Annotated in this window: 21 protein-coding genes and 1 pseudogene; 10 read left to right on the top strand and 12 right to left on the bottom strand. The window is 71.7% G+C overall.

The genetic code is table 11. The annotated features are described in order from the left end of the window. Window positions 1-1,205, top strand: a pseudogene (locus K206_RS43925) (alcohol dehydrogenase); the annotation flags it as partial. A gap of 65 nt (window positions 1,206-1,270) precedes the next feature. Here the strand turns inward: K206_RS43925 and K206_RS0129670 are convergent. Further along, complete coding sequence (locus tag K206_RS0129670; RefSeq protein WP_020205977.1) at window positions 1,271-2,461, bottom strand: MFS transporter; 1,191 nt, start codon at window positions 2,459-2,461, stop codon at window positions 1,271-1,273. Window positions 2,462-2,613: 152 nt separating this feature from the next. Next, window positions 2,614-3,849: a tyrosine-type recombinase/integrase gene (locus K206_RS39670; protein ID WP_043367281.1), complete on the bottom strand. Its 1,236-nt coding sequence runs from the start codon at window positions 3,847-3,849 to the stop codon at window positions 2,614-2,616. Between the two features lie 105 nt (window positions 3,850-3,954). Here K206_RS39670 and K206_RS0129660 point away from each other — a divergent pair, with 105 nt between their 5' ends. Beyond that, entirely contained in the window at window positions 3,955-5,082 is a 1,128-nt protein-coding gene (locus tag K206_RS0129660; protein WP_020205975.1) for a DNA-binding protein, read from the top strand. 58 nt (window positions 5,083-5,140) lie between these two features. On the opposite strand, the gene K206_RS0129655 is transcribed toward K206_RS0129660, so the two are convergent. Both K206_RS0129655 and K206_RS0129650 read right to left on the bottom strand, forming a co-directional pair. After that, window positions 5,141-6,160, bottom strand: a complete 1,020-nt coding sequence (locus K206_RS0129655; protein WP_020205974.1) for a helix-turn-helix domain-containing GNAT family N-acetyltransferase — start codon at window positions 6,158-6,160, stop codon at window positions 5,141-5,143. 184 nt (window positions 6,161-6,344) lie between these two features. After that, window positions 6,345-7,181, bottom strand: a complete 837-nt coding sequence (locus K206_RS0129650) for an IclR family transcriptional regulator (RefSeq protein WP_029044235.1) — start codon at window positions 7,179-7,181, stop codon at window positions 6,345-6,347. A 160-nt stretch (window positions 7,182-7,341) separates the two neighbouring features. Between K206_RS0129650 and K206_RS0129645 the strand changes: the two genes are divergently transcribed. The 4 genes from K206_RS0129645 (at window position 7,342) to K206_RS0129630 (ending at window position 11,727) form a co-directional block, all read left to right on the top strand. Next, window positions 7,342-8,118 (top strand): enoyl-CoA hydratase/isomerase family protein, encoded by a 777-nt coding sequence (locus K206_RS0129645; RefSeq protein ID WP_020205972.1) that lies wholly within the window; start codon window positions 7,342-7,344, stop codon window positions 8,116-8,118. Window positions 8,119-8,128: 10 nt separating this feature from the next. After that, window positions 8,129-9,367 carry a CaiB/BaiF CoA-transferase family protein gene (locus K206_RS0129640; protein ID WP_020205971.1) on the top strand — a complete coding sequence of 413 codons (1,239 nt, stop codon included), beginning with the start codon at window positions 8,129-8,131 and terminating at the stop codon, window positions 9,365-9,367. 58 nt (window positions 9,368-9,425) lie between these two features. After that, a complete protein-coding gene (locus tag K206_RS0129635; RefSeq protein ID WP_020205970.1) occupies window positions 9,426-10,592 on the top strand; it encodes an acyl-CoA dehydrogenase family protein in 1,167 nt (388 codons plus the stop codon). A gap of 91 nt (window positions 10,593-10,683) precedes the next feature. Beyond that, complete coding sequence (locus K206_RS0129630) at window positions 10,684-11,727, top strand: tripartite tricarboxylate transporter substrate binding protein (protein WP_020205969.1); 1,044 nt, start codon at window positions 10,684-10,686, stop codon at window positions 11,725-11,727. A gap of 43 nt (window positions 11,728-11,770) precedes the next feature. Here K206_RS0129630 and K206_RS0129625 read toward each other — a convergent pair whose 3' ends face one another. Beyond that, on the bottom strand, window positions 11,771-12,508 hold the full coding sequence (locus K206_RS0129625) for a CerR family C-terminal domain-containing protein (RefSeq protein WP_020205968.1): 738 nt from the start codon (window positions 12,506-12,508) through the stop codon (window positions 11,771-11,773). A 215-nt stretch (window positions 12,509-12,723) separates the two neighbouring features. Between K206_RS0129625 and K206_RS0129620 the strand changes: the two genes are divergently transcribed. From K206_RS0129620 to K206_RS0129610, 3 genes are read left to right on the top strand one after another with little or no spacing between them, the layout of a single operon-like run. After that, on the top strand, window positions 12,724-13,884 hold the full coding sequence (locus tag K206_RS0129620) for an HlyD family secretion protein (RefSeq protein ID WP_020205967.1): 1,161 nt from the start codon (window positions 12,724-12,726) through the stop codon (window positions 13,882-13,884). Further along, window positions 13,877-15,487 (top strand): DHA2 family efflux MFS transporter permease subunit, encoded by a 1,611-nt coding sequence (locus K206_RS0129615; protein WP_020205966.1) that lies wholly within the window; start codon window positions 13,877-13,879, stop codon window positions 15,485-15,487. Before K206_RS0129620 ends, K206_RS0129615 begins: the two co-directional genes overlap by 8 nt. A gap of 3 nt (window positions 15,488-15,490) precedes the next feature. Continuing rightward, window positions 15,491-16,930 (top strand): efflux transporter outer membrane subunit, encoded by a 1,440-nt coding sequence (locus K206_RS0129610; RefSeq protein ID WP_029044234.1) that lies wholly within the window; start codon window positions 15,491-15,493, stop codon window positions 16,928-16,930. A gap of 15 nt (window positions 16,931-16,945) precedes the next feature. Here K206_RS0129610 and K206_RS39665 read toward each other — a convergent pair whose 3' ends face one another. From K206_RS39665 to paaA, 7 genes are all read right to left on the bottom strand, one after another. Next, complete coding sequence (locus tag K206_RS39665; protein ID WP_196812937.1) at window positions 16,946-17,143, bottom strand: DUF2188 domain-containing protein; 198 nt, start codon at window positions 17,141-17,143, stop codon at window positions 16,946-16,948. A gap of 346 nt (window positions 17,144-17,489) precedes the next feature. After that, window positions 17,490-17,912: a VOC family protein gene (locus K206_RS0129600; protein ID WP_020205963.1), complete on the bottom strand. Its 423-nt coding sequence runs from the start codon at window positions 17,910-17,912 to the stop codon at window positions 17,490-17,492. A gap of 100 nt (window positions 17,913-18,012) precedes the next feature. Next, on the bottom strand, window positions 18,013-19,101 hold the full coding sequence (gene paaE / locus K206_RS0129595) for a 1,2-phenylacetyl-CoA epoxidase subunit PaaE (RefSeq protein WP_020205962.1): 1,089 nt from the start codon (window positions 19,099-19,101) through the stop codon (window positions 18,013-18,015). 14 nt (window positions 19,102-19,115) lie between these two features. Beyond that, the gene (gene paaD / locus K206_RS0129590; protein ID WP_020205961.1) at window positions 19,116-19,673 is read right to left on the bottom strand and encodes a 1,2-phenylacetyl-CoA epoxidase subunit PaaD; all 558 of its coding nucleotides are present in this window, start codon (window positions 19,671-19,673) and stop codon (window positions 19,116-19,118) included. A gap of 6 nt (window positions 19,674-19,679) precedes the next feature. After that, on the bottom strand, window positions 19,680-20,495 hold the full coding sequence (gene paaC, locus K206_RS0129585) for a 1,2-phenylacetyl-CoA epoxidase subunit PaaC (protein WP_020423959.1): 816 nt from the start codon (window positions 20,493-20,495) through the stop codon (window positions 19,680-19,682). 35 nt (window positions 20,496-20,530) lie between these two features. Beyond that, on the bottom strand, window positions 20,531-20,815 hold the full coding sequence (gene paaB, locus K206_RS0129580) for a 1,2-phenylacetyl-CoA epoxidase subunit PaaB (protein ID WP_020205959.1): 285 nt from the start codon (window positions 20,813-20,815) through the stop codon (window positions 20,531-20,533). A 44-nt stretch (window positions 20,816-20,859) separates the two neighbouring features. Next, window positions 20,860-21,864, bottom strand: coding sequence for a 1,2-phenylacetyl-CoA epoxidase subunit PaaA (paaA, locus tag K206_RS0129575; protein WP_020205958.1), 1,005 nt, complete (start codon window positions 21,862-21,864; stop codon window positions 20,860-20,862). A 282-nt stretch (window positions 21,865-22,146) separates the two neighbouring features. On the opposite strand from paaA, the gene K206_RS39660 reads away from it, so the two are divergent. Continuing rightward, window positions 22,147-22,499 (top strand): TonB-dependent receptor plug domain-containing protein (locus tag K206_RS39660; protein ID WP_043367280.1); only part of this gene is annotated, 353 nt, incomplete at its 3' end.

Raw genomic sequence — 22,499 nt, 5'->3', positions numbered from 1 at the left:
CCTTCAAGGCCTTCCTCGACAAGACGCCGCTGCCGCCGCAGGACCGCGCCGCGCTGGCGCGCCTGGCCGACGGCGGCACCGACTACCTCGCGGGCCTGGGCGAGGCCGAGCGGCTGGCCTACCTCAAGCGCACGCCGTATGCCGCCTTCCTGCGCGACAAGGCCGGCCTGGGGCTGGCCGGCCAGCGCTTCTTCCGCAGCCGCGGCAACGATGCCTACGCGCTCGACGCGGACGGCGTCTCGGTGTTCGACGCGCTCGCCATTGGCCTGCCGGGCGGCGCGAACATGCCGCGGCCGGGCCGCGACGCGCGCCTGGGCAAGTCGCCGGCTTCCACGCTGTGGTTTCCCGACGGCAACGCCACGCTGGCGCGCCTGCTGGTGCGCAGCCTGATTCCCGGCGTGGCCGGGGGCGCGGGCGCCGATGCCATCGGCGGCGCGGCCTTCGACTACAGCCGGCTCGATACCGACGACGCCAAGGTCAAGCTGCGCCTGAACAGCACCGCCATCGCCATCGAGCCCGACCAGCGCATCACGCGCGTGACCTACGGCTGGAGCGGCAACCTGCACCGCGTGGAAGCCGCGCACGTGGTGCTGGCCGGCTACAACATGATGATCCCGTTCATCATGCCCGGCCTGCCCGAGCCGCAGAAGCAGGCCCTGCGCGCCGACGTCAAGGCGCCGGTGGTCTACAGCAAGGTGGCGCTCGACAACTGGCGGGCCTTCGCCGCGCTCAAGGCCCGCCGCATCCACGCGCCGGCGATGGCCTACACCGACCTGTGGCTGGAAACCCCGGCCGGCGCGCGGCCGTCCGACCCGGTGGTGCTGCACATGCTCTACGTGCCGACCGTGCCCGACAGCGGCATGCCCGCGCGCGACCGCTTCCGCGCCGGCCGCGCCTTCCTGCTCGGCACGCCGTTCGCCACGCTCGAAGCCGGCATCCGCGGCCAGCTCGACCGCATGCTGGCCGGCGGCGGCTTTGCCTCCGGCGACGTGATCCGCGGCATCACCGTCAACCGCTGGGCGCACGGCTACAGCTACCTGCCCAACAGCCTCTACGACGACGCGGCCGCGGCGCAGGCCGCGCTGGAACGGGCGCGCGCGCCGGCGGGCAACGTGGTCATCGCCAATTGCGACAGCGCCGGCAGCCCGTCGCTGACGGCGGCGATCGAGCAGGCGTCGCGCGCGGTAGGCGAGCTGCCCGGCTAGGCGCGGCGGCCCGGCGCTACGGTCTCGCGGTATCGCGCCGGGCCGCGGGAAGTGGCAAGCCGCCGTCAGGCGCGCTGGCGCGCGCGCGCGGCCTGGACCAGCACGAGCAGGAGGCTGGCCGCGGCCAGCAGCGCGCCGACCACCGGCACGGCCTGGTAGCCGAAGCCGGACGAAATGGCGGCGCCGCCCGCGGCCGCGCCGAGCGCGTTGCCGAGGTTGAACGCGCCGACGTTGACCGAGGACGCCAGGCCCGGCGCCTCGGCCGCCGCGCGCATCACGCGCATCTGCAGCGGCGGCACGATGGCGAAGGTGGCGGTGCCCCATACCAGCAGGCCGGCGGCCACGCCCAGGTGCGTGGTGGCCAGCCAAGGGAACACCAGCATGACCGCGCTCAGCAGGACCAGGAAGCCGATCAGGCTGCCTTCGAGCGAACGGTCGGCCAGGCGCCCGCCGGCCACGTTGCCGATCGAGAAGCCGATGCCGATCAGCATCAGCATCGCGGTGACGAAGCCGGGCGAGGCGCCGGTGATCTCCACCAGCGTCGGCGCGATATAGGTATAGAGCGTGAACATGGCGCCGGCGCCGAGCACGGTGGTGGCCATCGCGGCCAGCACCACGGGCCGCGTCAGCACGGCCAGCTCGCCGCGCAGGTCGGGCGCCCGGCCCGCCTGGCCGCGCGGCAGCGCCGACCACAGCCCGATCATGGCGACGACGCCGAGCCCGGCGGTGGCCGCGAACGACATGCGCCAGCCGAGCACCTGCCCGAGCCAGGTCGCGGCCGGCACGCCGCCCACGTTGGCGATGGTCAGGCCCATGAACATGGTGGCCACGGCGCTGGCCTGCCGGTGGCGCGGCACCAGGCTGGCCGCGACGACCGAGCCCACGCCGAAGAACGCGCCGTGGTTCAGGCTCGTGACCAGCCGCGCGAGCAGCAGCGCCGTGTAGTTCGGCGCCAGCGCGGATAGCAGGTTGCCCACCGTGAAGATGCTCATCAGCGCGATCAGCGCCGAGCGCCGGGGCCAGCGCGACAGGAGCAGCGTCATCACCGGCGCGCCGAGCATGACGCCGATGGCGTAGGCGCTGATCAGCATGCCGGCGGTCGGGATCGACACGTGGACGCCGTCCGCGATCACGGGCAGCAGGCCCATCGGCGCGAACTCGGTGGTGCCGATGCTGAAGGCGCCGGCCGCGAGCGCGAGCAGCGGCAGGGCGGAACGGGGCGCGGCCTCGACGGCGGGGGCGCTGGACGCGGTCATGAAATTCTCCTCGGTTGGGGGCGGATGCGGGGCCATGCCGCGCGGCAGGCGCTCGCCGCGCGTGCTTCGGCGAGCAAAGCGATGGGGCGAAGTCTGCCTGGCCCGCTTCGATTGAAAAACAGGAGTATCGGTGAAAATCTCTTGATTTTCAGTCAACAGTCGGGCTCGGCCGGCGTGTCCCGCTCGCGCCAGCCAATGCGGTGCGCCGCGCCCGTGGCCTGATGCCGCGCGTCGTCCTCGCTGTGCAGGTAGCCGCTGGTGGTGGCGATCGAGGCGTGGCCGAGGTTGTCGCGCACGAAGCGCAGGTCGACCTGGCTGTCGGTCATGTGCGAGCCGGCGGTGTGGCGCAGCCAGTGCGCCGAGGCGCTGGCCAGCAGCTCGGCGCGGCTTTCCCATTGCGGGCCGCGCGCGCGCAGGCGCTCCGCCGCGAGCGCGAACACTTCCTTGAGCACCAGGTGCAGCGCGCCGCGCGACAGCGGCCTGGGCGCGCGCGCCTGCCCGATCACGGGCAGCACCAGCGGCCGGTCTTCGCCCGGCAGCGGCGCCGCCGGCAGGCCGTGGGCGCGCCGGTAGCGCGCCAGTTCCGCCATCAGCTCGTCGCTGGCCGGCACCAGCCGCGTCTTGCTGCCCTTGCCGGTCACTTCCAGCCACCAGCGCTCCACGCCGCTGGCGTCGCGCCGGCTGAAGAACGCGCCCATGCCGGCGCCGGCCACTTCCGCCGCGCGCAGCCCGCCCAGGTACAGCACCGTCAGCAGCCAGCGGCAGCGCGCCGCGTGCAGCCGCTCGCGCTCGCTTTGCCGCGGCATGTCCTCGATGGTGTCCTTCACCGCCTGCCACAGTTCGTGGCTCAGGTAGCGCGTGATGCGGGGCTGCGCATGGCCGCGGCGCCGGCGCGCCAGCGAGAGCGGGTTGCCGGCCAGGTAGCCGGCCTCGACCAGCCACGCGAACAGCGCATTGATGATGACCAGCGCGTGCCGCACGCTGGCCGGCGAGAGCGGCCCGGCGAAGGGCCGCCATGCGGGCGCGCCGCGCGCCAGCTTCTTGCGCGAGGCCATGACCCAGCGCGCGGCCGGCTGCGGATCGGCCAGGAAGCGCTCGTACAGCAGCAGGTCCTCGTGCGTCAGCGACGACAGCGGCTTGCCATGCTGCATCACCGCCCACAGCAGCAGGCGCTCGGCCTCGCGCCGGTAGCTCTGCAAGGTCGCCGGGGTGCCGGCATAACGCGCCAGCCACGCGGCGACGGCGGCCACGTCGTCGCGCGCGGCGATCTGCGGGGTGCCGCCGCGGGCGCGGTTGCTTCCTTCGGCGCCCGAGAGGTCGGCGGGCAGCCGGAGCTGTTCCAGCGGCATGGCCGGCAGCGCGGCGAGGGGCGGGGCAGGGACTGGCATGCGTGGGGAGCGATCCAATGGGCGATCCAAATGACGATCCAAAAGCGACTTGGCCAGCAATTATAGACAGAAGCGTAATTATGTCTAAAGTTATCTTATGGAATCATGAAATATTACGTATTACGTAGTAATATCTACAAATTCCACGTCTTCGCCATCACCGCCATGCCAATCCAGCCCGCATCGACCGAATCGCCCGAAACCGCCGACGCCAGCCTGCAGGCCGACGTGGCCGCGCTGCGCGAGCGTTTCCCCGAAACCCGCGCGCTGTACCGCGAGGTCTGTGGCCTGCTGTTCTTCCGCTACGGCATCACGCCGACCGCCAACAAGCTTTATGGACTGGTGCGCAAAGGCAGCATGGGCACGCCGCTGGAGGTGCTGGGCCAGTTCTGGCAGGACCTGCGCGAGCAGGCGCGCGTGCGGATCGAGCATCCCGGCCTGCCCGATGCCATCAAGCAGGTCGCGGCGGATGCCGTGCAGCAGATCTGGCAGGCCGCCAGCGAGTCCGCCGCCAGCGAGCTGGCGGCGCTGCGCGACGAGGCAGGACGCCAGGCCGGCGAAGCGCAGGCGCAGCGCGACCAGGCGCGCGCCGCGGTGGCGGCCGCCGAGCGCGAGACCGCCGCGGTCGCGGGCGAACTGGAGGCGGCCCGCCAGGCGCTGGCCGCGCTGCGGGCGGAACTGGATGCCGAGCGCCAGGCCCATGCCGCCACCCGGGCGCGGCTGGAGGAGGGCAGGAACCAGGCGCAGGCGCAGGAACGGCAGCTGGGCGAGTTGCGCGCGCAGTTCTCGGCGGAACTCGAGCGCGCGCGCGAGCAGGCCGCCGTGGCCCAGGAGCGGGCCGGCGCCACCGAGCGGCGCGCGCTGCGTGAGATCGACCAGGAGCGCACGCTGCGCCAGAAGGGCGAACAGGCGGCGGCGGACCTGCGCGCCGAGCTGTCAGCCGCGCAGGCCAGGGCGCAGGAAGCGGCGGTGGCCGGCAGCGCGGAGCGCGCGCGGCTGCAGGCCGAAGGCGAGGCGCTGCGCCAGCGGCTGGCATCGGCGGAGCGGGAACTGGCCGGGAGGGCGCAAGCGCTGGATGCGCTGCGCGCCGAACTCGAAGCCGCCGCGCGCCGCGCCGGGCACGCCGAGGCGCAGGCCGCCGCCCTGCGGCGCAGCGAGACCGGCCGGCGCAAGGTGCCGGTGGCGCGGACCAGGTTCGCGCCCGGCAAGTTGTCGCCGAAGACCGGCGCATGAAGCATGGCCGGGCTTCGGCGCCCCGGCTGGCCGGAATGGCCGCCGCGCGCGGGCAGGGTCAGCGCGGCGCTTCCCCGGCTTCCGCGGCTTCCCCGGCGCCGCCAGTGTCGTCCGCGCGCCGGCTGAAGCGCTGCTCCACCACCACGGTGCCCCACTGCGCGCCTTCCGCCTCGCCGGTCAGCCGGAAGCCGAACGATTCATACAGATGGCGCGCCGCGTCCAGGCCCTTGAAGGTCCAGAGATAGGTCTCGCCGAAGCGCGCGTCGACGAATGCCACGGCCTTGGCCAGCAAGCGCCGCCCGAGGCCCGTGCCGCGCAGCGAGGCGTCGACGATGAACCAGCGCAGATGGGCAACGCCGCCGGCCGGGTCCCCGTCGATGGCGAGCGAAGCCAGCGTCCTGCCATTCTCCACGTAGAGCCAGAGCGCCTTGCCGGGGGCGGGCAGGGACGCCGCGAAGGCAGCCAGCTCGGTCGCCACCTTCCGCTCGAAATACACGCCGAAGCCCGACGACGCCGCGTAGTAGCGCGCGTGCAGGCTGGCCACGTCGCCGATACATCCAGGCTGGTAGCCTTCGACGATCCGCCCGTCGCCATCGCTGCCCGCGTGTGCCGTCCTGGTGGCGTTGTCCTGCGCCAGCGCATCGGCGTACAGCGAGAGCGACCGCACCAGCGTCTGCTGGTCGGCCGGCATCAGCTTGCGCAGCGCGCCGGAGACCTGGTCGGTGGCGAAGCGGTCGATCTTGCGGCGCAGCTTCTGGCCGGCCTCGGTCAGGTAGAGCCGGGCCGAGCGCCCGTCGTCGCTCGCGGCCTCGCGCCGCAGCAGGCCGGCGGCCTCCAGCTTGGCGAGCTGCCGGCTGGTATTGGACTTGTCCAGGCGCAGCAGCAGGGCGAGATCGCGTGCCGGGAGGCCCGGCGCGAGGCCGATTTCGATGATGGCGTGCACGGCCGACGGCGAGAGCTCGCTGTCGGCCAGGGTGTTGCGCATGAAACCAAGCTCGCGCACCAGCTTGCGGGAGAACTCGCGCAGTTCCAGGATGGTGCGGTCGCGGGTCTGGGCGGGGAGGTCGACGAAGTCCATGGGAGCGGGATTGAGGTGGCGCGGCGGGCCGGGATACCGGGCTGGCGGGCTGACGGGCTGGCGATCCGGCAATCGCAAGGTTGCGATCCGCAACCAATATACTTGCGATCCGCAACTTGTTCAAGGCGGGCCGGCGCCCGTTTCGAGAACACTGACTTGCGCCGACGGAGCGGCCGCGCCGGGCTCAGGCGTGCCCGTGCTTGTCGCAGGCCGCGCGGATCTCCGCGATCAGGCCGAGCAGCAGCGGCGCGTAGCGCTCCACGTCGCGCCGCTTCTCGCTGGCCTTGTGCGGGAAGCTGATGTTGAGCCCGTACCACTGGTGGTCCGGGCCCTGGAACGCCGCGCCCACGGCGGTCAGGTGGCCGGGCTGGTAGTTGGCCGTGCAGTAGCCCAGGGCCTGCGCCTGCGCGATGCCGCGGGCCACCTCCTTTTGCAGCACCGGACATGGCTCGCCGGCCTTCTCCGTGATCTCTTCCACGAGGTCCGCGCGCACCGCGGCGGGCAGCGCGGCGAGGTAGGCCAGGCCGATCGCGGTGGCTTCCATCGGCACGCGCGTGCCGGGCACCACGCGCCGCGTGCGCGACACGCTGTCGCCGCTGTGGCGCACCGAGGCCAGGTAGACCATCGCGGTCTGGTCGGCCACCGCCAGGCCCACGTTGACCTTCTTGTCCTCGGCGATCCTGCGCATCAGCGGCAGCGCGACCTCCGGCACCACGCTGGCGTGGCGGAAGGCATCGGCCAGGCTCAGCATCACCGCCGCCAGCCGGTAGGCGCGCTCGGTGGTGTCGTAGCGCAGGAAACCCGCATCGACCAGCGAGCGCGTGAGGCGGCTCACGGTGGGCCGCGGCAGGCCGGTGCGCGCGGCCAGCTCGGCATTGGTCAGGCTGGACGAGCCGACGCGGAACGCGCGCAGCAACATCAGCCCGCGCTCGAGCGACTGGCTGCCGCCGGTCTGGCGCGTGAAGCGGCCGGTGCTGTGGGTGATCTGGCGCGTGGAGACTGGCGGCGAGGGCGTTGGCATGCGGCCGGCGGCGATGTTGATGAGCCACCCATGATTTCGGTATCCGAAATTGTAGCGTAGCGCCGCGCGGGGCATCGGCGAATACTCTTGGCCAGCGATGCGGCGCCGGCATGTGGCGGCGCCGCGCTTCCTTCCTCACCGTTTACCCGGAGCCCACGCCATGACCCTGGCATCCCCGCCGGAGATCCGCCTGTCGCGCGACCAGCATGTCGCGCAGATCGAGATCTCGCGCCCGCCCCACAATTTCGTCGACGCCGGCCTGATGGGCCAACTGGCCGAAACCCTGCTGCGGCTCGACGACGACGACACCTGCCGCGCGGTGGTGCTGTCGTCCGGCGTGGGCGCCTTCTGCGCCGGCGCGGATTTCAGCGGCGCGGAGCAGGGCGCCGTGTCGCGCGACCCGTCGGCGTTCTACGCCCAGGCCATGAAGCTGTACCGCAGCCGCAAGCCGATCGTGGCCGCGGTGGCGGGCGCGGCCATCGGCGCCGGCATGGGCCTGGCGCTGGTGGCGGACTTCCGCGTGACCTGCCGCGAGGCGCGCTTCAGCGCCAGCTTCAACCGGCTGGGCTTCCACCCGGGCTTCGGCATGAGCGTGACGCTGCCGCGCCTGGTCGGCGAGCAGCAGGCCGCGCTGCTGTTCTACACCGGCCGGCGCATCGGCGGCGAGGAAGCGGTGCGCATCGGGCTGGCCGACGAACTGGTCGCGCAGGACGAAGTGCTGGCGCGCGCGCTGGCGCTGGCGCACGAGATCGCGGCATCGGCGCCGCTGGCGGTGGAAAGCACGCGCGAGACGCTGCGCCTGGGGCTGGCCGAGCGCGTGACCGAGGCCAACCAGCGCGAGCTGGCCATCCAGCGCGGGCAGTTCGCCACCGCCGATTTCCGCGAAGGCGTGGCGGCGATGGCCGAGCGCCGCGCGCCCGTGTTCCGGCGCTGCTGAGGGAGGCCGCATGGACAAACCGACCTCGGCAGCAAATTCGGCGGCGGCAGCGGCGCCGGCCGGCCCGCTGGACGGCATCCGCGTGCTCGACCTGACCTCGGTGGTGCTGGGCCCGATGGCCACGCAGGCGCTGGCGGACCTCGGCGCCGACGTCATCAAGATCGAAGGCCCCGAGGGCGACCTGATGCGCGCCAACGGCGTCTCGCGCCATGCCGGCATGAGCTCGATCTACCTCGCGCTCAACCGCAACAAGCGCTCGGTGGTGCTGGACCTCAAGCGCCCCGAGGGCGCTGCGGCGCTGCGGCGCCTGATCGCCGGCGCCGACGTGCTGGTCCACAACATGCGCGTGGCGGCCATCGAGCGGCTCGGCTTCGGCTACGCCGCGGTGGCGGCGCTCAACCCGCGCATCGTCTACTGCGTGGCCACCGGCTTCGGCCAGGACGGCCCGCACCGCGACAAGCCGGCCTTCGACGACATCATCCAGGCCGCCTGCGGGCTGGTGGCGCTGGGCTCGTCGGTGGGCGAGCGCCCCGAGTACGTGCCCAGCCTGATCGCCGACAAGACCACCGGGCTGGCGCTGGCCAACGCCGTGCTGGCCGCGCTGCTGCACCGCGAGCGCCACGGCGCCGGCCAGTCGGTGGAGGTGCCGATGCTGGAGACGATGGCCAGCTTCGTCATGGCCGAGCACCTGGCCGGGCTGACCTTCGAGCCGGCCACCGGCGCCGCCGGCTACGCGCGCCTGCTGCAGGGCGGGCGCCGCCCGGCGCAGACCGCCGACGGCTGGATCTGCGCGCTGCCCTATACCGACCGCCACTGGCAGGCCTTCTTCCATGCCGTGGGCCGCGACGACCTGGCCGACAAGTACGACATCGCCAGCCGCGCCCAGCGCAACGCCAATATCCGCGCGCTCTACCGGCACCTCGGCGAGATCACGCCGGCGCGCACCACGGCGCAGTGGATGGCGCTGTTCGAGCAGCTGGACATTCCCGCCACGCCGATCTACACGCCGGACGAGCTGCCCGGCCATCCGCACCTCGCGGCGGTCGGCCTGTTCCAGCAGACCGAACATCCCACCGAAGGGCCGCTGCGCGAGATGCGGCCGGCGGCGCGCTTCTCCGCCACGCCGCTGTCGCTGCGCCGCCATGCGCCGGCGCTGGGCGAGCACACCGCGGAGGTGCTGCGCGAAGCGGGGCTGGCGCCGGAGGCGATCGCGCAACTGGCGGGCGGCGTGCCCGCCGGCGCGGCATGACGCACACCACGCACGTCACGCATATCACGCACACCATCAAAACGAGAGGAGACGAGGCATGAACTTCGCGCTGGATGAAGAGCACCAGATGCTCAAGGACCTGGTCGCGCGCTTCGTGCGCGAGCAGTTGATTCCGCTGGAGGCGGACGCGCTGGCGCGCGAGGCGCAGGGCGGCCAGCTCACGCTGCTGCCGCACGACCAGGCGCGGCTCGACGCGCTGTCGCGCGAGCTGGGCCTGTGGGGCCTGGACGCGCCGGCCGAGATGGGCGGTGCCGACCTGCCGGTGGTGGCGATGGTCGGCGTCAACGAGGAACTCGGCAAGACCATCACGCCCTACGACCTGCCGCCCGACTCGCCCAACCTGCGCATGCTGCTCAAGACCGCCGACGCGGACCAGCGCGCGCGCTACCTGGAGCCGTATGCGCGCGGCGAGACCATTTCCGCGATCGCCATCTCCGAGCCCGGCGCGGGCGGCGATCCGGCCATGATGTCCACGCGCGCCGAGCGCGACGGCGACGACTGGGTGCTCAACGGCCGCAAGATCTGGATCAGCCGCGCCGCGCGCGCCGACTGGACCATCGTCATGGCCGTGACCGACAAGGCGCGCGGCGCGCGCGGCGGCATCTCGGCCTTCCTGGTCGACCGCGGCACGCCCGGCTTCAAGGTCGAGCGGCGCATCCCGATGATCGGTGGCGCCTCCACCTACGAGGTGGTGCTGGAGGACTGCCGCATCCCGCACAGCCAGCTGCTCGGCCAGGAAGGCAAGGGCTTCGCGCCGATGCAGGCGCGGCTGTCGAGCCGGCGCGTGCAGATGGCGGCATGGTGCATCGGCCGCGCGCAGCGCGCGCTCGACATGCTGTGCGAGTACGCGCCGCAGCGCCAGACCTTCGGCGCGCCGCTGGCGGACCGCCAGGCCATCCAGTGGTGGGTGGCCGATGCCGCCACGCGCATCCACGCCTGCCGCCTGATGACGTACGACGCCGCCGCGCGCATCGACGCCGGCGACGAGGCGCGCACCCAGGTCTCGATGATCAAGGTGTTCGCCACCGAGATGGCCTGGGACGTGATCGACCACGCCATGCAGGCCTTCGGCGCGATGGGCATGACCAAGGAAATGCCGCTGCAGCAGATGGCAAACGAGACGCGCCTGATGCGCATCTACGAAGGCCCCTCGGAAGTGCACCGCTGGGTCATCGCGCGCGACCTGCTCGGCCTCAGGCGCTAGCGCAGGCGGCCACGGCGCCGCGATTCAACGCCACATCCGCACCATCCGCACCGGGAGGACCCACTGCCGGGCGGAGCATCAAGGAGACAGCATGACCCGATTCGATACCCGATCCACATCCCGATCCGCATCCCGGCCGCGCACGCTCTCGCGCCGCCGCTTTGCCAGCCTCGCCGGCAAGGGCGCGCTGGCCGGCGCCGCGCTGGCGGCCTTTCCCGCCGCCGCGCTGGCGCAGCCGCAGGCCTTTCCCAACCGCCCGATCCGCTTCATCGTGCCGTTTCCGTCCGGCAGCGGCACCGACACCACCGCGCGCATGTTCGCCAAGAAGATCGGCGAGCTGACCGGGCAGGGCGTGGTGGTGGAGAACAAGCCCGGCGGCAACGGCTTCATCGGCGTGCAGACGCTGCTCAGCGCGCCGGCCGACGGTTACACGGTCTTCATCGGCAGCAACTCCACGCTGTCCACCAACGCCGCCATTTTCCGCAAGCTGCCCTACGACCCGCTGACCGACTTCACGCCGATCACGCTGCTGTCGCGCGGCCCGTGCCTGATCATCGTGCCCGCGAGTTCACCGTACCGCACGCTCAAGGACCTGATGGAAGACGCCCGCAAGCGGCCCGGCGCGCTCAACTACGGCACCGGCTCGATGTCCTACACGCTGTACAGCGAATGGCTCAACGAGCAAGGCCGCATGAAGACCACGGCGGTGCCGTACAAGGGCGCCGGCGACGCCATCAACGGCGTGATGGCCGCCAACGTGGACTTCGCCGTGGTCGACGCCAGCGGCGCGATCGAGCTGGTCAAGGGCGGCAAGGTGCGCGGCCTCGCCTACACCGCGCCGCAGCGCTCGCCGCTGCTGCCCGGCGTGCCGAACGCGGCGGAGGCCGGCGTGCCGGATTTCCTCGCCTACAACTGGGTGGCGGCCGCGGTCTCGGCCAGGACGCCGGCGCCCATCGCGCGCCGGCTCGGCGAGCTGTTCGCCGCCGCCGGCGCGGCCGACGACGTCAAGGAGTACTACCAGCACCAGTCCACCGCGCTGATCCTGTCGACGCCGGCGGAGCTGCACAACTACCAGAAGGAAGAAATCGCGCGCTGGAAGCGGCTGGCCGAGATCGCGAAGATCGAGTTGCAGTAGGGCGTGCTGCGCGGCGGCGAATGGCAGGGGGAGCCGCGCCGGCTCAGTCCCTTGCCTGGCCCCCGGCCGCCTTCGCCAGCCGCGCCTTGCGGCTTTTCACCAGCGCCGCCAGCAGATCGCGGGTCTGGTCGAGGATGACCGCCGCCACGCGCTCGGTTTCCTGCTGGCCGATGTTTTCCCAGCCCAGCATGCCGAGCACCTGCCGGCGCATCATGCGGAACACCAGCACCTGGCCGTCGATGGTCAGCGTGCGGATGCGCGTTTCCTCGTCGTCGGCCGGCTTGCCGAGCAGGCGGCCGATGAGGCCGGAGGTGGCCGCGAACAGCCGGCGGTTCAGTCCCTTGTCGATCACGTCGAACGAGGCCGCGGGGCCGAGGCCGGCGCGTTCGCGCGCCATGAACATGCGCCAGTGCACGGCTTCGGGCACGTCGCAGGCGAACGAGGCGAAGCGCGCCTGGATACCCAGGTAGGCGTCGGTCAGCGCGCGGTCGCCGGCCTGGGCGTCGGCCAGCACGGCCTCGGCGTGCGACACCACGTCTTCGAGGTGTTCCCACACGCGCTCGACGAAAAAGGCGATGCACGCCAGGTAGACGCCTTCCTTGCTGTCGAAGTAGTACTGCAGCGCGGGCGCGTTGACGCCGGCTTCGCGGGCGATGTCGCGGGTGGACGCGCCTTCGTAGCCGCGCTCGCCGAACAGGCGCAGCGCCGCGTCCACGATGCGCGCGCGCGTTTCTTCTCCGCGCTGGTATCCGCCTTCGGCTGCGGGGCGGTGTCTGGCCATGCTCGGGTCTCCTTTGTTGCGTGATGGCGGGGGCGGCGCCGCTATTGTGCGGCATGTGGCCGGTTTGCCGTGGACGGATCGCCGGCCGGCCGCGTATTCATGTTGGGGCGGTCCCGCCGGCGCGGCGGCGGGGACGGTGCGCAGGGACGAAAATATACCACTTGACACATTTTTTCCAAATGGAATAATTGCGCCGACGGAACCTGTGAGCACCTATGCCTGCCAACGCCCCCACCGCCGACTCGCTCGGCAACCCGCCGCCGCGCGGCGACGCCGCGACTTCTCCCCGGACCCGGCCCGCCAGCCGCCGCCGCGCGATCCTGCTCGGCCTGCTTGCCGCGCTGGTGCTCGGCGCGCTCGCCTGGGGCGTGCGCTGGTGGCTGGTCGGCCGCTTCATCGAATCGACCGACGATGCCTATCTCCAGGCCGACAGCGTCACCGTGGCGCCGAAGGTGGGCGGCTACGTGGCCGAGGTGCTGGTGCGCGACAACCAGGTGGTCGAGGCCGGCCAGCCGCTCGCGCGGCTCGATGCGCGCCAGTACCAGGCCGCCGCCGACGAGGCGCAGGCCACGGTCGCCGCGCGCGCGGCCGACGTGGCGCGCGCCGAGGCCGACCTGGTGCAGCAGAAGGCCAATATCGCGCAGGCCGCCGCCGAAGTGACCGGCGCGCAGGCCAACGTGCGCTACGCGGCCTCGCAGGTGGACCGCTACGCGCCGCTGGTCAGGACCGGCGCCGAGACCGAGGAGCGCACCGCCGAGCTGCGCAACTCGCAGACCCGCGCCGCCACCACGCTGGCCGCCAACGAGGCGGCGCTGCGCGCGGCGCAGGTCCGCACCGGCACCTTGCAGGCGCAGATCGAGCAGGCGCGCGCGCAGTTGTCGGTGGCGCAGGCCGCCGCGCGCCGCGCCGCGCTCGACCTGCAGGACACCGTGGTGCGCAGCACGCTGGCCGGCCGCGTGGCCGACCGCGCGGTGCGCGTGGGGCAGTTCGCCCAGCCGGGCACCCGCCTGCTGACGGTGGTGCCGGTGCAGGACCTGTACCTGACGGCCAACTTCAAGGAAACCCAGGTCGGCCGCATGCGCCCGGGCCAGCCGGTCGTCATCCACGTGGACGCGCTGCCGGACGGCGACCTGCACGGCAGCGTGGAAAGCCTGGCGCCCGGCACCGGCGCGCAGTTCGCGCTGCTGCCGCCGCAGAACGCCACCGGCAACTTCACCAAGATCGTGCAGCGCGTGCCGGTGCGCATCCACATGGACATCCCCGCCAGCGCGCGCCCGGCGCTGGTGCCGGGGCTGTCGGTGACGGTGGACGTGGATACCCGCGGGCACGAGGTGCGCAGCGCCCGCGCGCCCGCCGCCGGGGCCGCTCATGGCTGAGGCCGCGGCGCCGGCCGGCGCCGCCGCGGGCAGCGCACCTGCCGCGCGGGCCACGGTGGCCAACGCCTCGGTGGCGGACTGGATCGCCGTGGCGGCCGGCTCGCTGGGCGCGCTGCTGGCCACGCTCGACATCTCCATCACCAACTCGGCGCTGCCGCAGATCCAGGGGCAGATCGGCGCGGCCGGCACCGAGGGCACGTGGATTTCCACGGGCTACCTGATGTCCGAGATCGTCATCATCCCGCTCACCGCGTGGCTGACGCGCGTGTTCGGGCTGCGCCGCTTCCTGATGTGGAACGCGCTGCTGTTTACCGCGTTCTCGATGATGTGCGGGCTGTCGCATACGCTGGGCGTGATGGTGATCGGCCGCATCGGCCAGGGCCTGGCCGGCGGCGCCATGATTCCCACCGCGCAGACCATCGTGCGCACGCGGCTGCCGCGCCACCAGCTGCCGATCGGCATGTCGGCGTTCGGCCTGATCGTGCTGCTGGGGCCGCTGCTGGGGCCGGTGATCGGCGGCTGGCTGGCGGAGAACGTGGACTGGCGCTGGTGCTTCTTCGTCAACCTGCCGGTCGCCACGGTGCTGGTGGCGCTGCTGTACTTCGGCCTCAAGACGGACCGCGCCGACTTCAGGCAGTTCGTCGACGCCGACTGGCTCGGCATCGTCGGGCTGACCATCGGCCTGAGCTCGCTGACCGTGGTGCTGGAGGAAGGGCAGCGCGAGCGCTGGTTCGAGTCGTCGATGATCGTGTGGCTGTCGCTGATCTCGGCCAGCGGCATCCTGATGATGCTGGTGGCGCAGTTCACCGCGAAGACGCCGATCGTGCGGCTGCGGCTGCTGCTCAACAAGAACTACGCCAGCGTGATCCTGATCGTGTCCACCGTGGGCGCGGGGCTGTACGGCGTGTCCTACCTGCTGCCGCAGTTCCTGGCGAGCATCGCCGGCTACAACGCCGAGCAGGCCGGCGGCATCATGCTGCTGTCCGGCCTGCCGGCCTTCCTGATGATGCCGGTGCTGCCGCGCATGCTCGGCCGCTTCGACATCCGCGTGCTGGTCATCACCGGGCTGCTGTGCTTCGTGGCCAGTTGCTTCCTGGACATCTCGCTGACCGCGCAGAGCGTGGGCCACGATTTCGCCGGCTCGCAGATCCTGCGCGGCTTCGGCCAGATCCTGGCGATGATGCCGCTCAACCAGGCCTCGATGGCGGCCGTGGCCACGCACGAGGCAGGCGACGCGGCCGGGCTCTACAACATGGCGCGCAACCTGGGCGGCTCGATCGGGCTGGCCCTGCTGGGCACGCTGATCGACCGCCGCAGCGCCTATCACGACGCCGTGATCCGCGAATCGGTCAGCGCCAACAGCCCGGTCGGGCAGGAGCACCTGGCCTCGAGCGCGGCGAGCTTCTTCGCCCAGCACGGCGACATGGCGCACGCCAAGCTGCAGGCGGCCGGCCAGATGGCGGCCACCATCGCGCGCGAGGCCGCCGTGATGACCTATTCCGAAACGTTCTACGCGCTCGGGGTGGCGCTGCTGCTGTGCATCCCGCTGGCGCTGCTGCTCAAGACGCCCAGGCAGGGCGCCCCTGTCTCTTCCGGTCACTGATCCATGAAGTTTCGCTTTCAACCCACGATGGCGGCGCTGGCCGTCGCGCTTGGCCTGGCAGGCTGCACCGTCGGCCCCGACTACCGCGGCGCGCCCGAGGTGGCCGGCACCGCCACGCGCGGCGCGTTCCCGCACGCGCCCGCCGGCGTGGACACGCAGGCGGCGCTGGCCGCCGACTGGTGGCGCGCGCTCGGCGACGCCCAGCTGGACGCGCTGATCGAGCAGTCGCTCGCCAACAGTCCCGACATCCGCGCCGCGCGGGCGCGCGTGCGGCAGGCCCGGGCCGGGCTGCGCGGCAAGCAGGCCGGCGAGCCGCCCAAGGTGGGCGTCGACGCGGCCATGCTGCGCACGCGCTCGCCGGACCTGAGCGCGCTCACCGGCGACGGCAGCGGCGGCGGGCGCGGCCCGCTCTCGCTCTATCTGGCCAGCTTCGACGCGAGCTGGGAAATCGACGTGTTCGGCGGCACGCGCCGCGCCATCGAGGCGGCCTCGGCCGAAGCCGACGCCAGCCAGGCCGAGCTGGCCGACGCGCACGTCCAGCTTGCCGCCGAGGTGGCGCAGGCCTACGTCAACCTGCGCGAGCAGCAATCGCGGCTGGACCATCTGCGCGACTCGGAGAAGCTGGAGGCCGACATGCTCGACCTGACCGAGCAGCGGCGCGGCCGGGGCGTGGCCTCGCAACTGGAAGTGGAGCGCGTGAGCACGCAGCTCGACGGCACGCGCTCCGACATGGCGCCGGTGCAGGCCAGGATCACCGAGCTGCTCGACGAGCTTGCCATGCTGAGCGGGCGCGAGCCCGGCGCGCTCGACGCGCAGTTGCGGGACGCGCGCGCCATGCCGGCGATCCCCGCGACCGTGGCGGTGGGCGACCCCGCCGCGCTGCTCAAGGCGCGGCCCGACATCCGCGCCGCCGAGCGCCGGCTGGCCTCGCAGCACGCCCAGATCGGCGCGCACGAGGCGGACTGGTTTCCCAAGCTCTCGCTGCTCGGCTCGCTCGGCTTCAGCGCCGCCGACCCCGGCCACCTCGCGCGCAAGGACAACGCCACCTGGCTGACGCTGCCGCGCCTGCAGTGGAACATCCTCGACTTTGGCCGCGTGGCCGCCGGCGTGGCGGGCGCCGAGGCCGGGCGCGACGAGGCGCTGGCCAACTACGAAAGCACGGTGCTCAAGGCGCTGCGCGATGCCGACGTGGCGCTCGCGCGCTACGGCCACCAGCGCGAGAACGTGATCGTGCTGCGCCGCCGGGAAGCCTCGGCCGAGCGCGCCGCCGACCTCACGCGCCAGCGCTACCGCGCCGGCACCGCCACCATGCTCGAATGGCTCGACGCCGAGCGCACCCGCGTGCTGGCCCAGCAGGACCGCATCGCGGGCGACGCCAGCCTGGTCGGGGATTTCGTCTCGCTGCAGAAGTCGCTCGGGCTGGGCTGGCGGCCGGCGGGCTAGCGCGGGCCGGCCCGTTCAGTTCAGCGACGACGCGCCGCCGTCGCCGTAGTCCTTCCACCAGTCGAACTGGCCGTCGCGCTGGTGGACGTAGAGCACCACGCGGTTCTCCTGCGCCACCGCGGTGCCGGCCTCGATCGCCGCCTCGCGCGAGACGCACGTGGTGACGCGGCCGACGCCTTCCACGGCGACGGTCCAGTATCCTTCGCTGCTCAAAACCACGTGCACATTCGAATTGGCGGACGTGTTCATGTCGGGCGGCCGCCGGGCCGCGGCGCGGGCATGCCGGGAAGCCCGCGTGGCGGGGCCGCGCCATGCGGGCGGAAGTGGTGTATCCGGGGTCTCAAGCCGTCGAGCTCCAGCGCAGGCGAACCGGCGGCTGCCGGTTCCAGATGACGAGTATAGGTGCTGGCGGCAGGTTCACGATCGTGCGCGCGCCCGGCGCGAGGTGGGTGCGAAACGGGTGCGAAACGGGCACGAAACGTGCGGCATGCGCTGCTCCCCGGCTTCGCGGCGCTGCGTGCCGCGCCTGCCTTGTCGCAGAGCCCGGTCAGCCTGTGCTCTAGCCGGCCGCGAGCCGCGGATCGAAGTCGAATTCGATGCGGATGCCGCCGGGCTCGCAGATCATGGCGTGCCGCTTCGGCCCCGCGCCCAGCAGCTCGGGCGCGAACTCGACGGTCACGCCGGGCCACGCCGAGGCGCGCGCGAAGACTTCGTCGAGTTGCGCTTCCGTGGCCACGCGTAGTGCGAGGTGGTGCAGGCCCACGTTCGCCTTGCGGTCGAAGCGCGTGAAGGCCGCGGTGTCGGCGACCTGCCACAGCGTCACCAGCAGCTTGCCGTCCGAGACGAACGCGGCCGGGTAGTCCGGCTTCTCGCCGACCTGCTGCCAGCCCAGGCACCGGATGAAGAAGTCGCGCGTGCGTGCCAGGTCCGGCACGCTCAAGCCGATATGGTCGACGCCGAGGGTCAGGGATGCATCGTTCATGGTTCCGCCTTTCCAGGATGGCCAGCCCCCGAGGCGGGGGCACCCGTGCATCCTGTAGCGTCGGTGCGGCGGCGTCAAGGCGCCGCGGGGATCCGGCTGGCTACCGTTCGTCGTAGCTCACGACGACCCGGCTCGACACCGGGTGGCACTGGCAGGTCAGCACGAAGCCATCGTCGATCTCGCGCTGCTCGAGCGTGTAGTTCTTCTCCATCCTCACCTCGCCTTCGAGCACCCTGGCCCGGCAGGTACAGCACACGCCGCCCTTGCAGGCGTAGGGCAGGGCGAGGCCGGCCTTGAGGCCGACGTCGAGCACGCTGATGCCCTCGTAGGGCAGCCGCAGCCGGCGCGTCTTGCCGTCGATGACGAGTTCGAGGTCGGCGGCCGGCATGTCGTCGGGGATTGCCACCTGCGCCACGCCCGCCTGCGGCAGCGGCGTGCCGAAGCGTTCCACGTGCACCTTCCCGGGAGGCACGCCGGCGGCCTCGAGGGCGGCTTCGGCGGCGTCCATCATCGGCGCCGGGCCGCAGATGAAGGCTTCGTCGATCTCGGCGGCCGGCACGAGCGTGCGCAGGAACGCCGCGCACTTGTCCTGGTCCAGCACGCCGTTGAACAGGTCGACTTCCTGCAGGTCGTCGGACAATACGTGATACAGCGAGAACCGGCTCATGAAGCGGTTCTTGAGGTCTTCGAGCTCCTCCGCGAACATGATGGCGTCGACGCTGCGGTTGCCGTACACCAGCGTGAAGCGGCTGGTCGGCTCCATCTCCAGCGTGGTCTTGATGATGGCCAGCACGGGCGTGATGCCGGAGCCGCCGGAGAAGGCGAGGTAGGAGCGCGACAGGTCGGCGTTCAGGTGCGTGAAGAAGCGGCCGTCGGGGGTCATCACGTCGATCTCGTGGCCCGGGCGCAGCGTGTCGAAGGCGAAGTTCGAGAAGCGCCCGCCGCGCACGCGCTTGATGCCGATGCGCAGCTCGCCGTCGCGGTCGTAGTCGGTGACGCCGACGCAGATCGAGTACGAGCGGCGCGTTTCCTCGCCGTCGAGGTGCGTCTTGAGCGTGACGAACTGGCCTTGCGTGAAGCGGTACGCCTCGCGCAGCGCGTCGGGGACCTCGAACGAGACGGTGACGGCATCGGCGGTTTCGGGCCTTACCTCGCGGATACGCAGCGGATGGAATTGCGGAGTCGCCATGATGTCGGTCCAGGTCAGTACGGTTTGAAGTAGTCGAACGGCTCGCGGCAATCGAGGCAGCGGTACAGGGCCTTGCACGCGGTCGAGCCGAACTGGGCCAGGCGCTCGGTGTGGACGGAGCCGCATTGCGGGCAGGCCGGTGTGGCACCGGCGGCACCGGCGCGCGGCACGAAGCGGATGGCGGCCTCGGCGGGCGCGGGCTGGCCGGCGCAGTGGCCCAGCGGCGGCGCGATGCCGTAGCGGCGCAGCTTCTCGCGCGCCTCGGCGGTGATCCAGTCGGTGGTCCAGGCCGGCGCCAGCACGGTGGCGACGCGGTGCGGCACGATGCCCGCCACGGCGAGCGCCCGCTCGATGTCCTCGGCGATCTGCGACATGGCCGGGCAGCCCGAATACGTGGGCGTGATGACGACTTCGACCGCGCCGTCGGCGCCGCGCCGCACCGCGCGCAGGATGCCCAGCTCGCGCAGCGAGACCACGGGGATCTCGGGGTCGGGCACCGTTTCCAGCACGGCCCAGGCTTGTTCCAGCGTGGCGTCCGGCCGGGCGGCGACGGCGGTGGTGGCGGCGTTCATGGCGGCCTACCAGGTGGCGCCCGGGTGCTGGCGCGCCAGCGACTGCATCTCGGCCAGCAGGAAGCCCATGTGCTCGGAGTGCTCGCCGTGCTTGCCGGTGGTGACGTGCCGGACCGGGGCCGGCGCCGCGAGCGTGGCCTCGGCCAGCGTCGCCGCCACGTCCTGCTGCCATGCGGCCTGGAGGTCCGCGTTGAGCGGGCCGATGCCGGCCGTGGCCACCGCCGTCTCCACGGCGTCGGCCGAGAAGAACTCCGCGGTGTACGGCATCAGGTAGTCGACCGCGGCCTGCGCGCGCCGGTGCGATTCCGCGGTGCCGTCGCCGAAGCGGACCAGCCATTCGCCGGCGTGCTGCAGGTGATAGCGGGCCTCCTTGAGCGACTTCGCGGCGATCGCCGCCAGCTGCGCGTCGGCGGAAGCGCGCAGCGCGGACCACAGGTGGCACATCAGCGCCGCGTAGAGGAAATTGCGCGTGATGGTCACGGCGTAGTCGCGCGCGGCGCGCGCCGTGCCGGCCAGCGGCCCGGCGTGCGGCAGCTCGGCCAACGTGTAGTTGGCGAACTCGCGCTCGCCGCGGAAGTAGGCGTAGCTGTCCTCGGTCTTGCGCGCGCCGCCGGCGGCTTCCTCGAGCGCCGCCGCGTGGGAATACAGCAGGCGGGCCTGGCCGATCAGGTCCAGGCTGATGTTGGCCAGCGCGATGTCTTCCTCCAGCGCCGGGCCCTGGCCGCACCATTCGCCGTTGCGCTGGCCGAGGATCAGGGCGTTGTCCGCGAGGCGCAGCACGTAGGACAGATGCGCGGCGGCAGCCGTGGGCATGGTGGTCATGGTGTTCGTCGTGGGCATGGTGGTCGTGGCCCGCCTTACATGTGGTCGACTTCGGCGGGCAGCACGAAGAAGGTCGGGTGGCGGTAGATCTTGTCGCCGGCGGGCTCGAATAGCGATTCCTTGTCGGCCGGGTCGGACGCCGTGATGGCCGCCGACGGCACCACCCAGATGCTCACGCCTTCCTGGCGCCGCGTGTAGACGTCGCGCGCCATGCGCAGCGCGGTGGCGGCGTCGGCCGCGTGCAGGCTGCCGCAGTGCTTGTGGTCCAGGCCCTGCTTGCTGCGGATGAAGACTTCCCAGATCGGCCATTCCTTGCTCATTGCTGTCTCCTGTGCGGTTGCGGGCGGTTGCCGGCGCTGGCGGCTCAGGCGGCTTGCCTGCGGGCGCGCGCCGCCTGCTTTTCGGCGTAGGCGAGCGCGGCCTCGCGCACCCAGGCGCCGTCCTCGTGCGCCTTCACGCGGGTGGCGAGGCGCTCCTTGTTGCACGGCCCGTCGCCATTGACGACGCGCCAGAATTCTTCCCAGTCGATGGCGCCGTAGTCGTATGCCTTGCGCTGCGCGTTCCATTTCAGGTCGGGGTCGGGCAGCGTCACGCCGAGGACCCTGGCCTGCTCGACGATGGCATCGACGAACTTCTGGCGCAGGTCGTCGTTGGAGATGCGCTTGATGCCCCACTGGAACGACTGCCCGCTGTGGATCGAGTCCTTGTCGCTCGGCCCGAACATCATCAGCACCGGCCACCACCAGCGGTCCACCGCCTGCTGCACCATGTCGCGCTGCGCCTGCGTGCCCTTCATCATCGCCAGCAGGGCGTCGAAGCCCTGGCGCTGGTGGAACGACTCTTCCTTGCAGATGCGGATCATGGCGCGCGCATACGGGCCGTAGGTGCAGCGGCACAGCGGGATCTGGTTCATGATCGCCGCGCCGTCGACCAGCCAGCCGATCACGCCCACGTCAGCCCAGGTGGGGGTGGGGTAGTTGAAGATGCTCGAATACTTGGCCTTGCCGGCATGCAGCGCGTCCACCAGCTGGTCGCGCGACACGCCCATCGTCTCCGCCGCGCTGTACAGGTAGAGGCCGTGGCCGCCTTCGTCCTGCACCTTGGCCAGCAGGATGGCCTTGCGCTTGAGGCTGGGCGCGCGGCTGATCCAGTTGCCCTCGGGCTGCATGCCGATGATCTCGGAATGCGCGTGCTGCGAGATCTGGCGGACCAGCGTCTTGCGGTAGGCCTCGGGCATCCAGTCCCGCGGCTCGATCTTGCCGTCGGCGCGCATCACCGCGTCGAAGCGGGCCTGCTCGGGAGAAACCTCGGTGTTGTCCGCGGCGGCCGGCTGCTGGCCGCCCGGGAGATCAAGGGACTGGGTGTACATGGGGAAGCTTCCTGGGGGACTGGTGACTGAGTATATTGATAAGCCGACCGTTCGGTCGATGAATTATGAAAATTAAATGAGAGAAAACAATAGCTGGTGGCTCTTGCAGGTGAATCCACCGGCACCCAAAACCAGGGCAAGGCGCACGAAACGACCCGCAAATTGATTGTTTTTTGTCGCCGAATAAATTTCTATGACTGAATGAAACTAATTATCATTTAGAATGTGCCCCTTCTTTAGCGCCTCTTCAGGCGGGATCAGAGAAAGAAAGGGAGCGTAGTGATGATGGTTGAGAACAGTGTGGCGCAGGCGGCCTCGCGGCGGTTCGCGCGTTGCCTGACGGCGGCGGCGGCGCTTGCGCTGCTGGGGGCGCCCGACGCGCTGCGGGCACAGGAAGCCGGCACGCCGGCGCCGGGCGAAGGCGGCAAGGCCGAGGTGACGCTCGACACGGTGCAGGTCACGGGCAACTGGCTCGGCACCGGCCTGGAGAACAGCGTGCGGACCTTCCCGGGCGCGCGCACGGTGGTGGAGGCCGAGTCCATCCAGGAATCGGGCGCGACGAGCATCAGCGACGTCATGCGGCGCATTCCCGGCGTCCAGGCGACCGACAATTCGGACGTGTCAGGAATTTTGTG

It is taken from the genome of Cupriavidus sp. WS, from assembly GCF_000395345.1.
GTDB classification, from domain to species: Bacteria; Pseudomonadota; Gammaproteobacteria; order Burkholderiales; family Burkholderiaceae; genus Cupriavidus; species Cupriavidus basilensis_B.
This window is presented reverse-complemented; position numbering and strand designations above follow the sequence as displayed.

Bases quoted from the DNA above. Each gene is read 5' to 3' on its own strand.
- K206_RS0129670 (WP_020205977.1), bottom strand. From the start codon at position 2,461: ATGACCGCGTCCAGCGCCCCCGCCGTCGAGGCCGCGCCCCGTTCCGCC.
- K206_RS39670 (WP_043367281.1), bottom strand. From the start codon at position 3,849: ATGCCAGTCCCTGCCCCGCCCCTCGCCGCGCTGCCGGCCATGCCGCTG.
- K206_RS0129660 (WP_020205975.1), top strand. From the start codon at position 3,955: ATGAAATATTACGTATTACGTAGTAATATCTACAAATTCCACGTCTTC.
- K206_RS0129655 (WP_020205974.1), bottom strand. From the start codon at position 6,160: ATGGACTTCGTCGACCTCCCCGCCCAGACCCGCGACCGCACCATCCTG.
- K206_RS0129650 (WP_029044235.1), bottom strand. From the start codon at position 7,181: ATGCCAACGCCCTCGCCGCCAGTCTCCACGCGCCAGATCACCCACAGC.
- K206_RS0129645 (WP_020205972.1), top strand. From the start codon at position 7,342: ATGACCCTGGCATCCCCGCCGGAGATCCGCCTGTCGCGCGACCAGCAT.
- K206_RS0129640 (WP_020205971.1), top strand. From the start codon at position 8,129: ATGGACAAACCGACCTCGGCAGCAAATTCGGCGGCGGCAGCGGCGCCG.
- K206_RS0129635 (WP_020205970.1), top strand. From the start codon at position 9,426: ATGAACTTCGCGCTGGATGAAGAGCACCAGATGCTCAAGGACCTGGTC.
- K206_RS0129630 (WP_020205969.1), top strand. From the start codon at position 10,684: ATGACCCGATTCGATACCCGATCCACATCCCGATCCGCATCCCGGCCG.
- K206_RS0129625 (WP_020205968.1), bottom strand. From the start codon at position 12,508: ATGGCCAGACACCGCCCCGCAGCCGAAGGCGGATACCAGCGCGGAGAA.
- K206_RS0129620 (WP_020205967.1), top strand. From the start codon at position 12,724: ATGCCTGCCAACGCCCCCACCGCCGACTCGCTCGGCAACCCGCCGCCG.
- K206_RS0129615 (WP_020205966.1), top strand. From the start codon at position 13,877: ATGGCTGAGGCCGCGGCGCCGGCCGGCGCCGCCGCGGGCAGCGCACCT.
- K206_RS0129610 (WP_029044234.1), top strand. From the start codon at position 15,491: ATGAAGTTTCGCTTTCAACCCACGATGGCGGCGCTGGCCGTCGCGCTT.
- K206_RS0129600 (WP_020205963.1), bottom strand. From the start codon at position 17,912: ATGAACGATGCATCCCTGACCCTCGGCGTCGACCATATCGGCTTGAGC.
- paaE (WP_020205962.1), bottom strand. From the start codon at position 19,101: ATGGCGACTCCGCAATTCCATCCGCTGCGTATCCGCGAGGTAAGGCCC.
- paaD (WP_020205961.1), bottom strand. From the start codon at position 19,673: ATGAACGCCGCCACCACCGCCGTCGCCGCCCGGCCGGACGCCACGCTG.
- paaC (WP_020423959.1), bottom strand. From the start codon at position 20,495: ATGACCACCATGCCCACGGCTGCCGCCGCGCATCTGTCCTACGTGCTG.
- paaB (WP_020205959.1), bottom strand. From the start codon at position 20,815: ATGAGCAAGGAATGGCCGATCTGGGAAGTCTTCATCCGCAGCAAGCAG.
- paaA (WP_020205958.1), bottom strand. From the start codon at position 21,864: ATGTACACCCAGTCCCTTGATCTCCCGGGCGGCCAGCAGCCGGCCGCC.